The organism is Bacillus rhizoplanae (assembly GCF_917563915.1).
In the GTDB taxonomy this organism is placed as follows: domain Bacteria; phylum Bacillota; class Bacilli; order Bacillales; family Bacillaceae_G; genus Bacillus_A; species Bacillus_A rhizoplanae.
Window position 1 is genome coordinate 1 of the sequence record NZ_CAKJTI010000053.1, and the last position, 12,918, is coordinate 12,918.

Genomic DNA, 12,918 nt, shown 5'->3' on the forward strand with positions numbered 1-12,918 from the left:
ATACATCTATCATTATAACTACAAACGATTCCAAAAACGACTCAATCATCGAGCTCCGATCGAATATCGAATTTCGATGGCTGCATAGTCTTTTTTACAATTGTCTACTTGACGGGGATAAGTCCAACCAGTCTGTCCAAAATCAGAAAGAATTCATCCATCAATTGTTTGGACTTGCAGCATAAGATACGATTCCGTTAGGAATCTATGCGCTTTATTATCTTTTATTCTATTTTTGCACCAGAACCGTATATCGGTTTTGTTGCAAAGTTTTCTAAATGAGATTACACTCAAAAATTATGGTTTTTGGTAAACATCTATTAAGATGATTGCTTTAATTATACGAAATCAATTGAATTATTACATTTTTTGTAAGTTACTTTGCACTTCACGTCACAATTGCTCCTTCTACCCCTATAAGCTTTTTCTTATAAACAATCTTGGAAATGGTGACACTCACTTCATAAAGAAGAAGCAAAGGAACAATAACCAAGATATCCGATATAGGATCAGGTGGCGTAATTAAGATCGATACGACAGCAAGAGAAAAATAGGACAGTTTCCTTGCCTTAGCCAATCTCATTGGATTAAGAATTCCTAATCTCGTTAAAAACATCACGACCAAGGGCATCTCAAATAGAAAGCCAAATGGCAGACTCAAGCTAATCATGAACCGGAAATATTTATCTGCCGTAAACACGGTTTCAAACTGCCCTGCAGACAACTTCATTAAGAATCCTAACACGTTCGGAAACAGGACAAAATAACCAAAAGAGATTCCCATCATAAACAAAAGAAATAACCCCGGAATAAAACTTAAAGTCACCTTACGCTCTTCCTTGGTCAGCGCCGGCATCACAAATCGCCATGTCTGATAGGCGGCTACAGGAATCGTAGCCGCTATGGCAAATACACCTGATAAGATCATATACACCCATAAAATATCACTTGGGCCCAAGATGGCCAACTTTCCGTCAAGATCCCTAACTAGCCAATCATAAATATCCTTTACAAAAATAAAAGTGGCAATGAGAAAAACAATGAATGCAAGTAAGGTTTTAATGATTCGTTGACGAAGTTCCTCTAAATGTTCAATAAGATGTAAATCTTTTTTTTCCATAATGCCTACCTCCTGCTTTTATATATAAAAGAAATAGACGAGTTACCTCGTCTACATATGATTATGAAACTTCTGGTTTCTCCTGCTTCTTTTCAACAGCCGTTAATTCAGGCTTTTTTTCTTCCTTTTTCTCTTCCTCTTTATCTTCATCAGATACTAACCCCTTGGCTGCACTCTTGAATTCAGTTAACGTGCGTCCAAAAGCCCGGCCTACTTCCGGCAGCTTGGAAGGTCCAAAAATAATCAACGCAATCACAAGTATTAAAATCAAACCAGGAATCCCTATGTTTTGTAACATTCTAATTGACCTCCTATTTATATAACATTTTTCAAACTGTTATTTATCGATTTGCACAATGTACTCCTGCATCCAACTATTGGTTCTAAAATTCCGGCCTTTGATGACAACTTCATCCTCAAATACATGTACTTGCAAGCCTTGATTAAAAGCGCCGCCTTCTGGGTGTATCATTTCTCCGGGTTCCGGATTCGTCGGCATCCATCCGGTTTGAATGGCACCGGCGTTAACGACTGTAATGCCTTTCTTATGACCGCCCGGTACTTTAACATTTACCGCCCAATCTGGCAATTCCAAAGACCAGTGTGAATGGCCTGTAAACACGAATACATTCGGGTAATACCCGATAATATCCATAAACTCTGCTTGCCGCAGATAGTCTCCCAAATACGTTTTGTACGAGCCCGAGACGGTGTCGCGAAGGACATGGTGGGTCGCGATAAAAACCGGTTTGGCCTCTTTCGAATACTTTTCCAATCGATCGCGCAACCAATTCAATTGATCATCGCTAAAATATACTTGGTCTGTGCTGAAATTTGCATGGTTTTCGTTACCCAACACTAAAAATGGAATACCTCGAACTTTGCGCTCATAGTATGGATTGTCCACTCCAGCAAAATCATAAAAACGCTGAAACCTGACCTCTACGCTATCCTGTCTTCTGTACAAATCATGATTTCCCATGGCAGGAATGATATTGAAAGGAACTGCATTGTTATTTATTATATTGCGTACCGCGTCAAATTCTTTGGGATCGCCGTAGTTTGTAATATCACCGTTAATAACCAGCGCTTTGGAATAAGGGTTGATGATATTCATTTGCTTCAATGCGGTATCAAAATCCACGGTATCCCCTTGAGTATCGCTAATGACGTTGAAAGTCATGATGGATTTTCTCGTGATGGAAATGTCCACTTTCAATTCCGAAATAACAGTTTCCCGACCATTAGCATCCGCTACAACAAGGTCTTTAATCGTGATGCTGCCAGTTTTACCTACTTTACCTTTCGCTTGTACGTTTAGTTTCGCAAGATTGACCGTCTTTCGTTGTTTTAAAGGATTTCCAGTTGTGAAGTTGACTACGATTTTATTTTTAGAGACTTCCGTCATCTGTACTTTCAATCCCTCTTGCATTCCTGTCACATCGGTAACCTTGAGAATGGATGTATCAAAATGAATGTTCATGCTTTTCGGTACAAAATCGCTGTATACTTCATTCAATCGAATCATGACAGGAGTATGGGTACCCTCCTCAATAAATCCAGCATGCTGAACATCGGCTTGGACTAAGTCGATGAAAGAAATATCCGCAGGAATGTTCACTTCAATTTGACTTAAGCTGACAAACGCATTGCTTGCCGCTGCGTTCTTCTCCCCGGTAACAGTTACTTTTACTTTATGTTTCCCCGCTTCAAGTTCAGGGCTTTCATAATAAACACCTGCTTGTCTACTAGGTGCATACAAGTCTGCTTTTTGTTCCGGTCCCCCGTCAATAGAGATAGCGGCAATCCCGTCTCCGGCATCTAATTCTCCCAGTAGACGGAATTGATCTCCTATAAATTCAAATTCAAAGTAGACGCCTGTTTTATTGTTAACAGAGTGCGAGGACCAATGTTCCCATCCTGTACCTTGGAAGTTAACTTTGAACAAGCCTGTCCCTTGTTCAAGATTCGTTATCGTGATGACATTACTATTGGCTGCAGCAAGGGCTGTTTGCCCTCCATTCAATTGAAGACCACTAAACGGAACAAGCGAGATGCCAAGCGCAAGTCCAGCTGTTTTCGTTGTCCCCTGTAAAAAATCTCGTCGACTCATTTCTTTTTCAAAAACAACACTATTTTTAGTTTTTTTCTGTGATTGGTCGTTTTTCATAATGTTGATCCTCTTTTCATCATAAATTATTAACCATTTCAACTGCAGGAAGATACATCAGATTCATTTCGACGATGTTCAGAAACTACTTTTAAGTTAAAACTTGATAGTTATAACAATTATTTATCCTCCTAATTTAACGAGACTTTATTAGTACGTGCCTAATTATAAATGGGAAATGTTACTAAAATATAAATCATAAGTAAATTCCACATTAAAAAAAAGTAAATAAAACAAAAAATACAACATTTTATATTGTTTAAGTTGGACATGAGAAGAAATTTGATTGAGGGGATTTTTAAGTTTTTTATGATAAACAGTTTTATAAGAATTTGATGGAGATATTTTACGAACAAATTCTCTTCTTTTCTTGTATCCCTTTACAAAAATAGTCAACATAGTTCCGCGTAGTTACCAGCCCATTTACAAAGTTCCGATAAAATGGGTTCTAGAGATTTTCCGAGCTCTGTAAGGGAATATTCGATTTTTCGTAGGTAAACCCTTATTCCATTAAATGGCCCCTTAGTGGAGTAACTTTATTGCTATTCAACATTTCCTTAATCCGCCTTTCAGTTCAGATCTTCTTTTCACTATAAAAATACCCCTTTAGATAAACAGATCCAAAGGGGCAAAACATCGCAACTTTTTTATAAACGTCGCGACTTTATTCAAAACATCGCGTCTTTTTTATAAACACCGTGACTTTATTTAAAAGCGACAACTGGAAATGCGCCCTTTAATTGTTCACTTTTGAAACTGCACATAATAGGTTTTTTCTAACTATCTAAACGAATAAGGAGCCTCTTTAAGATGACATGGTAATCAATGTTTAATTCATGTCACCTGCTTTAATCCATTTTAGGTTTCTAACCATAGCATCTTTAGACCAATCAACGGGCATTTCTTGATCTGAAATAACACAATCAATTGATGAGAATGACCCTATATGAAAAAGAGCCTTCTGATTAATCTTGGAAGAATCAGTTACAACATAAACACTTCTTGATCTTTTCATCATAATAGTAGATGCAGTTGCTTCATCTATATTGAAATCACATATTCCATCTTTGCTAATTCCTCCACATGAAATAAACGCTTTATCAAAATAAAAGTGTTCTAATAACAGATTGGTTAATGGTCCACTGATTGAACGTTGCAGTGGATTAGTTATCCCTCCAAGTACGATTACTTTGCCATCAAATAGTTGGCTTTCTAATCGATTATTTAAGATTTCGGCTGCTGCTAATGAGTTGGTCACAATCGTGATATTTTTTACATTTTCAATGGAACTCGCAATATGTAAGGTTGTTGATCCTACATCTAGAGCAACTGTTTCTCCATCCATAATAAAAGTTGCCGCAACTTCCCCTATCATTTTTTTTTGATTATGAGAGATGCCGATTTTTTTATTAAAATGAGGTTCTTTGATCAAACAAAAATATCGAATAGCCCCACCGTGAATTCTACGTAATTTCTTTTTCTCTTCAAGCGCGCTTAAATCTTTTCGAATCGTTTCTGGTGTTACGTTTAATTTTATTGCTAAATCCACTACATTAACTTTATTTTTTATCTCAAGTTCTTTAATTATTACTCTATACCTTTCTGTCATTAAATGTTTATTCATACAATACTTTCAATGCCTCCATCATTTGGATTTGTTTTGTTTTGTTTTAATCAATTATAAGAACTGAATATAAAAAAAAGCCTAAGAAGATGTTAAGTTTTGTAAATTTATCAAAAATGGAGAAGAAAACAAAACCTAAAAGCATCTTTTTCATCTATCTTTTCTACTATAAATAATCTGAATGTTTTTCTTATTAAGGCTATTTTGTTGTTTTCTTTGGCTATTTTGTTTTGTTTTTTTTACTTATATTTCTAGCATAATTAATATTCTATCAATATTTTTATTCTACGATGGAAATGTAGATTACGGGGATAATGGCGGCAGTTCTTAAATAATGATTGCTTGTACTTGAAACTGTATAAACCTTTTTTCCCTATTTTCTCTCTTTTCGATTGCTAGGCTCTAAAAAATTTTAAAAAATTTGGAGGTAATTTTCATGAGTAATCAGGATCAAAGCAAAGGGTTAGACAGAAGGAGTTTTATAAAAATAGGAGGAGTGAGTACGCTTGCGTTAACAGTTGCTTCTACTGGTTTGCCGGTTGATTTGTTGACTAATAAAGCACATGCTGAACAATCAGAAAATGCTAAGCTTCAATTTAACTCAGATGGCAAGTTTAAAGTTGTACAATTTAACGATACTCAAGATGATGAACGAATTGATCGCAGAACAATTGAACTTATGGAGAAAGTTCTTGACTCAGAGAAGCCGGATTTTGTTGTTCTTAACGGTGACAATATTGAATCAGGCATTGATACGGAATTAGAGATGAAACAAGCCCTAAATAATGTAACTCAGCCAATGGAAAAAAGAGGAATTAAATGGGCGGTTACATTTGGAAATCATGATGAAGATTGTTCAGCCAAGACTGGAATGTATGAGAATGACATGCTGAAGTTCTATAGTAATTACAAATATAATATGAATGAACCTGGAGAAAAGGGCCTTTCTGGAACAGGAAACATGAACCTCTTAATAAGAAATTCAAAAGGCGATAAAGCCGTATTTAACCTCTGGCTTCTTGATAGCGGAAGATATGCACCAGCACAAATAGCCGGGCAAGATTTTAAAGGATACCCAACTTGGGACTGGCTCCGTTTCAATCAGGTGAACTGGTACTATGAGCAATCTAAAAAACTTGAGAAGCAATACGGTTATAAAGTTCCTTCACTCGTATTCATTCATATCCCTTTATGGGAGCATCGTTTTATGTGGCATGGAGGCGTAGACGTAAGAACACAAGCAAGCCATGAGCTTGCAATGGCAAGGCATAAAATAGTAGGAGAAAGAAATGAAGATGAGTGCCCAGGACCGGTTAACAGCGGCTTGTTTTCAGCCATGTTAGATAGAGGAGACGTTAAAGGAGTTTTCTGCGGACATGATCATATAAACACCTATTGTGGCAACTATTATGGAATTTTGCTTGGGTATGCTGGTAACACAGGTTTTGGAACGTACGGTCTTGGTGGTGCTGATAACAACAGACTACGTGGAGCAAGAGTATTCAATTTAGATGAAAATAAAGAAGGTGTTCTTGTTGAAACCCATATGGTTTTCGCTAAGGACTATGGAATTGATTTAACAAACAACGATCAAAGCATGGATCCTTTACCATTAAATGACAGAGTGAAGGAAAAAGCGGTGAAAGGATAAATGTAGTTCATCTTATTCGTCTCAATCGTTTAAAAATATTTTTAATGGAGGCAACAGCATGTTACAAAACATAGGAGTACCAGGTCTAATATTAATTTTAATTATTGCACTCATCATATTTGGGCCATCTAAGTTACCTGAAATTGGGCGTGCATTTGGTAATACGTTAAAAGAATTTAAAAATTCGACGAAGGATTTAGTATCTTCGGACTCTAAAAAGGAAGATGAAAAAATTTAAATTTTGGATTGAGAAAAGGGATATATTTCTTATCTCTCTTCTTTTTTATTATTGAGGTGAAAAACATGAAGGATAAGGAAGTTGAATTAACGATACATCTAGAAGAATTGAGAAAAAGGCTTATCTATATCCTTGGAAGCTTTTTAGTTTTTTTTTGCTTTATCGTTTGCTTTTGTAGAACAAATTTATAAATGGCTAGTTAAAGACTTAGAAAGTATGCTCGCCTTACTCGGACCAGGAGATATTTTATGGATTTATTTCAAAATATCGGCCGTCTGTTCACTTGCTCTTACTATACCATTAGCTGCATATCATGTTTGGCGTTTTGTTTTGCCTGCCCTTCAAGAGCATGAAAGAAAAGCAACCTTTATGCTAATTCCCGCACTATTTTTGCTATTTATTCTGGGAATTTCCTTTGGCTATTTTCTTATTTTTCCTATTGTTCTATCCTTCCTGTAAAAATTAGCAGGAGAAGGATTTCAGCAATTTTATACTTCGGAAAAGTACTTTAGTTTTCTAATTAGTTTGACCGTTCCTTTTGGAATATTGTTTGAACTGCCTGTTGTCATTCTATTTTTAACAGCTATAGGAATAATAAATCCTCAGATGTTAAAGAAATCCAGAAAAATTGCTTATTTTGTGATTCTCATAACGTCTGTGCTAATTACTCCTCCAGATTTTATATCAGACATACTCGTATTAGTTCCGCTGATATTAATCTATGAAATTAGCATTACTTTATCCGCCTTTATCTATCGTAAGAAATTGCAGAAGACGGAAATTTTTTCTTCATGAACAGAGAAAATCTATTTATAAACCATATTTGATAAGAAGGATGAGATAAAAATGAACGTATCACCAATGAATCGAAAAAATTTTTTAAAAATGTCAGGTAGCGTAGCTGGCTTATTCTTCCTAAGTCAATTTCCGATAAAAGTCGACGCGTCTTCTTGGGAAAATGAAGATTTCTCATTTGCAGTGATTGCGGATACTCATATTGAACCTTACTCACCACACAGAAGTGAGTATATTAAAAAGATTTTTTCTAGCTTTCAATCCAAAGATATTCCTTCCTTCGTTCTTCATTTAGGCGATTTAATAGAGGCTGGTCTCCCAGAAGAATATCAAGAATTTCATCGTTTAATTCCTGAGAATTATCGAAATCGATTATATGCCATTAGGGGAAATCATGAAGTAAGATGGGACGAATGGGCCGGAGAACTTTTTCATGACGTGGTCGGTAAATCACAATATTCCTTTGATTTCGGTGAAATTCATTTTATTGCTTTAGATCCTACCCAGCTTCTTCAGGAACCAGGATTTTTTACGAAAGACCAGCTAAATTGGCTTGAGAAAGACCTAAAGTCTATCGGACGAAAAACCCCAGTCGTACTGTACTTGCATTATCCAATTGGAGATAACAATTATTTTATATCCAATGAAGAAGCTCTTTTTGAAATGATTGAGTCCTATAACGTTCGGTTGATTTTAAGCGGCCATGTTCACAAAGAACAAATGTGGATGCAAAATGGCTGTCATATTTTCAGTCTTCCTGCTGCAAAGGATGCACCTGTGTTTTTCTGGATAGAAAAAAAGACCATTGATAAACAGCCTTTATTATCAGTTCACCATGCAGGTATTAATGAAGAGGGTATTCAAAGTCGAACGGTTCTGACCGAGATTCCTCTTACAGGAGCAAGACCTGCAGAACATGAAAAGCCAAAGGCTATATTATTTCAACAAAAGTATAAATCTTCAGAAGGTGAATTAAAGGTTATTTTGGATCCTCGTACAAAAGCAAAAGAGGTTCTTTATCAATTCTGGCCTGACCATAAATATGCCGGAAAGGATGATGGTAACTGGGAAATCCTAAATCAAGTAAGCAATTCCTCACTTCGCTTTGAAAAAATCATAGACTTGCATTCAATGCCTATAGGAAAATACCGATTACAGATCAGAGTTAAAAATGAACGGGCCGAATGGTGGGATTCTTCGAAGACTATACAAATAGAAGATCCTCACGGTACATCGAGATTAGAATGGCAAGAAGATCTGCTAGCACCAATCCAAGCTGATTTAACAAGTATATCTTCTTCAAATCTAGTTATTGCAACAACAACAGCCGGAAGCGTTACAGCTATCTATCAGAATAATGGGAAAGAAAAATGGTCGAGAAAACTAAAGGAACCGATTTATTCACAGCCAGCATTAAATAATGAGGAAACCGATATCTACGTTGGTACATCAGATCGCATGGTTTATTGTATTCGTACCAGTAATGGTGAAACAGTATGGAAAAGTAAAACGCCAAGTCCCGTTCTAGGCAACATTTATTATGATAATGGGGAACTAATCATTCCATCGGGGCATCATATCGTTTTAATGGATGCACAAACTGGAAAAATAAAATGGTTAACAGAAGTTAGCGGTTTTACTGCTGGGATGCCAACCGCTGATGATAAAGCCATTTATTTGGGAGCAGGAGACGGCAAGGCCTATGCATTGGATAGAATCAATGGACAAGTAATATGGGAATCTACCATTCTGATAAGAGAAACACCATATAAAACGTTAATATATAGTCCATGGGCAACAAAAGCAACAATCGTTCCATCCAAGGAAGGGACAAAAGATCTTGTTTATGTTTCGAATGTTTCGAACACATATGCTCTTAATCGTCATACTGGAAATATCGAGTGGAAATTTAAGGGTGGTTTTCTCTATTCCGCGCCACTCATCTTAATAGAAAACACTATGGCTGTTTTAGCAGATGAATGGGGAAAAGTTAGTGCTATTGATCCTTATTCGGGTAAACTGCTTTGGCAAACAACAACAAAACAACGCGTATTTAATGCTTCACCAGTTAAAGCTGAAGGAGAAAAAGTCTATATTTCTGGTGTAAATGGCTTACTTACGGGGCTAGATTTGAAGAATGGAAGTATCATTGATGAGTATCATTTTTCTACGGACTATGTTTACTCTACACCAATTGTTCAAAACGGACAAATCATCCAAGCTGGACAAGATGGGATTGTGCAAGCAATAAGGATATAAGTTACGTAATTTCCTTAATTGGTAAAGATGGATAAAAGAAGCAGTAGGCTGTTCTGTTATTTATGTAAATTGATAAAAAAATTCACAATCTTTTGAAATCATCTGAAACAATATGTGGATATCTTATTTGGTTTTGGTGCAAAAAAAGAATAAAATGCATATATTCCTAACGGGTTCTGTTACAAAGTTTCCGAAGACATAAAGAGATGGGGAATATTGTGGACCAGTTTTATGAAACTATTAATAATTCATGTAATGCGTTATACGTCGAAAAAACGAAGTTTGGTTGAGGACTTCGTTTTTGTTTGTATATAGGGGTCACCATACATTGCCATCAAGTTAAGAAATTAATTGTTCCCCAAAACGAAAAAAATGATCCAAATTCTCATAAATAACGTAAGCGTCAAATATTCCCCACCTACTCTTTGTAAATAACCCATGAGATAATCTCCTTACATACTACATGTGGAGTTTTTTTATGAAAAGACACCTATTATAGTACATTCTTTATTCCGACAATCCATTCTTTCTATTATAGAATCGCTCGATACATGTATATTTGTATTGCGTCGTAAAAAGTAATAAAGAAAGAGCTTACCATCTTATAGACCCTTTCTTCTTTATATTTGATTAACATCTTTTAGGCTCAACCGCTTCTTTTGTTAGGAGTGATTTTGGCTTCATATTTACAAAGCAAATGCTTACGACAATAAACAATAGTCCGATGAATAAGCTAATTGTAATCGCTTCGTGTAGGAAAATAGAACTTACAATAATTGCGATAAGTGGAATAAAAAATGTATAGGCACCAACTTTACTTGCTTCTCCAGCTCCGACAAGTGTAAAGTAAGCGAGCCAACCCATTGCAATTACAAAGATTGAATTGAATAGTAGTATGATTACAAATGGTACATTCCAAGCGATGCTAGACCAACTTTCAAATTCTGAACCGAACCCAATTAAGAAAAATCCACCGATAATGAGTTGAAGGGTTACCATCCAAATAGCATTTACACGGTTCCCAGTTCTTTTTATAAAAACAGTCCCTAGCGCCCCGCCTATTGCGCATCCTAAAGCAAGAAAAATACCGATGATAGAAATATGTCCAGTGAAGCCACTAGAGCTAATAACAGCAACGCCTGTAAATCCAAGAATAAGACCGAAAATTTTTGAGCCATACATTACTTCTTCAAGCCAAATCCAAGAGAAAATTCCAAGTAAGACAGGCTGGAGAAATGTAATAACGCTAAAAAGTCCCGCAGGCATATACTGAAGTCCTATAGTTTGTAGACCGTAAAATAAAATAACATTGAATAAAGCTGAAATAAAGTATAAATGCCAAGTTTCTTTTAGATGTAATTGTTTGTATTTTGGCAATGCGAAAATAAGTAGAATGAATCCTCCCATTACTGTTCTAATTCCTGCAAATAATACGGGCGGTGTATAATGCAGAGCGAATTTAGATAAAGGCCAATTAATCCCCCATATAAGAACGAGAAATGAAAGGAGCATGACCGTTTTTGTTCGTGAAAGCTGTGTCATGATAGTACCTCCTTGGTGTATTTCATTTCCCAATGATATAATATTGAACACGATAAATAAAATGAATCTTTTTTATAAGGAGTATGAGTAATTTATTATGACCATTACACAACTTCAAATTTTTGTAAAAGTAGTTGAACTAGGAAGTTTTACGAAGGCAGCTCGAGTTTTGAATATGACACAACCAGCTGTGAGCCATGCTATTTCTAGTGTTGAGTCGGAACTCGATGTAACGCTTATTATACGTGATAAAAGGAAAGGTCTAATTCTGACTGACGTAGGAAATCGGATTCTTGTTCATTTTCGGAAAATTTTAAATGGCGTTGAGAAAGTAGAGCAAGAGGCTGCGATGGAGAAAGGGTATAAAGTCGGGACAATTCGAATCGGAAGCTTTCCAAGTGCATCAGCATATTTCTTACCTAAAATGATTAATATCTTTCGCGAAAAATATCCGAATTTAGAGTTGGTTCTCTATGAAGGAACTCTTAAAGAAGTGGAAGAATGGCTATTATCACGTGTAATTGATGTGGGAATTGTTATTTTGCCCAATAAAGAAATGGAGATTGTACCGTTAACAAAAGAAAAAATGGTTGTTGTTCTACGAGATGATCATCCTCTTTGTGAGAAAGAAGCTATTACAATAAATGATTTAGAAGATGAACCAATTATTTTAGGTAAGGGAGGATATGAGCCACCAATTATTGATATGTTTAAACAAGCAGGTGTAACACTTCGAATTGAGTATGCGGTGTCTAACATTCAAACATCTTTAAATATGATTCAAGAGGGGTTAGGTTTAGGGATATCAGCTAAATTAGCTTTAACGAATTTACCTCCAAATGTCAAAACGAAAGAATTAGCACCTCAAGTATGGAGGGAAATTGCTTTAGCTGTTCCTTCATTAAGGGAATCTTCACTAGCTGTTCAACTATTTATTGAAGAGTTCCAAGGGGGGCTATTCGCAGAATGATACAGAGCGTCTCATATATGATAATGAGGGTTCTGTTGCAAAGTTTCTTAACAGATAAAAAGCTGGGATGATTATAGGTGGATTTTATGCGATTTCTTCTCTGGATTCTCCCTACACCCATCAACTTAAGAAAAGAAAACACTCCTAAAACGAAAAAATGCGCTGAATTCTCAAAGTGACTAACTAAAGAGAAAGAAATTTTTCATTTAGGGGGTACATAAAAACCTTAGCTTGATGGACATGGGGTCCCACCCACATTTTAACGAAAACATACGCTAAGCAAATTTCGACCGTGAAGAGCAACTAAGGCAGCTACACGAAAAAAGGAAACAGACAACTATAGCTAAGGTTGAGGAAGCTATAAAACGTCTAACCAAGAGCTCTAAAGCAATTAACTTCAATAGTGTGGCAGAAGAAGCCGGAGTGAGTAAAGCCACACTGTATAACCATACAGAGCTCAAAGAACGCATCAATTTCTTGCGAAATCAACAAGAAAAAGCATTTGTGGACTCTAGGATTAAACGGGACGAGAACAATCAAAATGCCGTC

11 protein-coding genes and 3 pseudogenes are annotated in these 12,918 nt (G+C 36.1%); 7 read left to right on the top strand and 7 right to left on the bottom strand.

The window, feature by feature from the left end:
• The coding region (locus LRP84_RS22730) for a hypothetical protein (protein ID WP_230576987.1) at positions 1-185 on the top strand (185 nt) is incomplete at its 5' end.
• Positions 186-388: 203 nt separating this feature from the next.
• Here the strand turns inward: LRP84_RS22730 and tatC (LRP84_RS21685) are convergent.
• From tatC (LRP84_RS21685) to LRP84_RS21705, 5 genes are all read right to left on the bottom strand, one after another.
• Positions 389-1,120 carry a twin-arginine translocase subunit TatC gene (gene tatC / locus LRP84_RS21685; RefSeq protein WP_230576988.1) on the bottom strand — a complete coding sequence of 244 codons (732 nt, stop codon included), beginning with the start codon at positions 1,118-1,120 and terminating at the stop codon, positions 389-391.
• A gap of 61 nt (positions 1,121-1,181) precedes the next feature.
• Positions 1,182-1,418: a twin-arginine translocase TatA/TatE family subunit gene (gene tatA / locus LRP84_RS21690; protein ID WP_098311325.1), complete on the bottom strand. Its 237-nt coding sequence runs from the start codon at positions 1,416-1,418 to the stop codon at positions 1,182-1,184.
• A gap of 39 nt (positions 1,419-1,457) precedes the next feature.
• Positions 1,458-3,290: a DUF4073 domain-containing protein gene (locus LRP84_RS21695; RefSeq protein ID WP_230576989.1), complete on the bottom strand. Its 1,833-nt coding sequence runs from the start codon at positions 3,288-3,290 to the stop codon at positions 1,458-1,460.
• A 392-nt stretch (positions 3,291-3,682) separates the two neighbouring features.
• Positions 3,683-3,796 (bottom strand): winged helix-turn-helix transcriptional regulator, encoded by a 114-nt coding sequence (locus tag LRP84_RS21700; RefSeq protein ID WP_098311331.1) that lies wholly within the window; start codon positions 3,794-3,796, stop codon positions 3,683-3,685.
• 323 nt (positions 3,797-4,119) lie between these two features.
• On the bottom strand, positions 4,120-4,914 hold the full coding sequence (locus tag LRP84_RS21705) for a DeoR/GlpR family DNA-binding transcription regulator (RefSeq protein ID WP_230576990.1): 795 nt from the start codon (positions 4,912-4,914) through the stop codon (positions 4,120-4,122).
• A 436-nt stretch (positions 4,915-5,350) separates the two neighbouring features.
• Here LRP84_RS21705 and LRP84_RS21710 point away from each other — a divergent pair, with 436 nt between their 5' ends.
• From LRP84_RS21710 to LRP84_RS21725, 4 genes and pseudogenes are all read left to right on the top strand, one after another.
• A complete protein-coding gene (locus LRP84_RS21710; protein ID WP_230576991.1) occupies positions 5,351-6,565 on the top strand; it encodes a metallophosphoesterase family protein in 1,215 nt (404 codons plus the stop codon).
• 58 nt (positions 6,566-6,623) lie between these two features.
• On the top strand, positions 6,624-6,803 hold the full coding sequence (tatA, locus tag LRP84_RS21715; RefSeq protein ID WP_230576992.1) for a twin-arginine translocase TatA/TatE family subunit: 180 nt from the start codon (positions 6,624-6,626) through the stop codon (positions 6,801-6,803).
• A 65-nt stretch (positions 6,804-6,868) separates the two neighbouring features.
• Positions 6,869-7,598: pseudogene (tatC, locus tag LRP84_RS21720) on the top strand (twin-arginine translocase subunit TatC).
• A 51-nt stretch (positions 7,599-7,649) separates the two neighbouring features.
• Positions 7,650-9,857: an outer membrane protein assembly factor BamB family protein gene (locus LRP84_RS21725; RefSeq protein ID WP_230576993.1), complete on the top strand. Its 2,208-nt coding sequence runs from the start codon at positions 7,650-7,652 to the stop codon at positions 9,855-9,857.
• Positions 9,858-10,086: 229 nt separating this feature from the next.
• Here the strand turns inward: LRP84_RS21725 and LRP84_RS22710 are convergent.
• Positions 10,087-10,179, bottom strand: a pseudogene (locus tag LRP84_RS22710) (IS6 family transposase); the annotation flags it as partial.
• Positions 10,180-10,487: 308 nt separating this feature from the next.
• Positions 10,488-11,399 carry a DMT family transporter gene (locus LRP84_RS21730; protein WP_230576994.1) on the bottom strand — a complete coding sequence of 304 codons (912 nt, stop codon included), beginning with the start codon at positions 11,397-11,399 and terminating at the stop codon, positions 10,488-10,490.
• Between the two features lie 97 nt (positions 11,400-11,496).
• On the opposite strand from LRP84_RS21730, the gene LRP84_RS21735 reads away from it, so the two are divergent.
• Together LRP84_RS21735 and LRP84_RS21740 are read left to right on the top strand one after the other, a co-directional pair.
• Complete coding sequence (locus LRP84_RS21735) at positions 11,497-12,369, top strand: LysR family transcriptional regulator (RefSeq protein WP_230576995.1); 873 nt, start codon at positions 11,497-11,499, stop codon at positions 12,367-12,369.
• 282 nt (positions 12,370-12,651) lie between these two features.
• Positions 12,652-12,918, top strand: a pseudogene (locus tag LRP84_RS21740) (DUF6262 family protein); the annotation flags it as partial.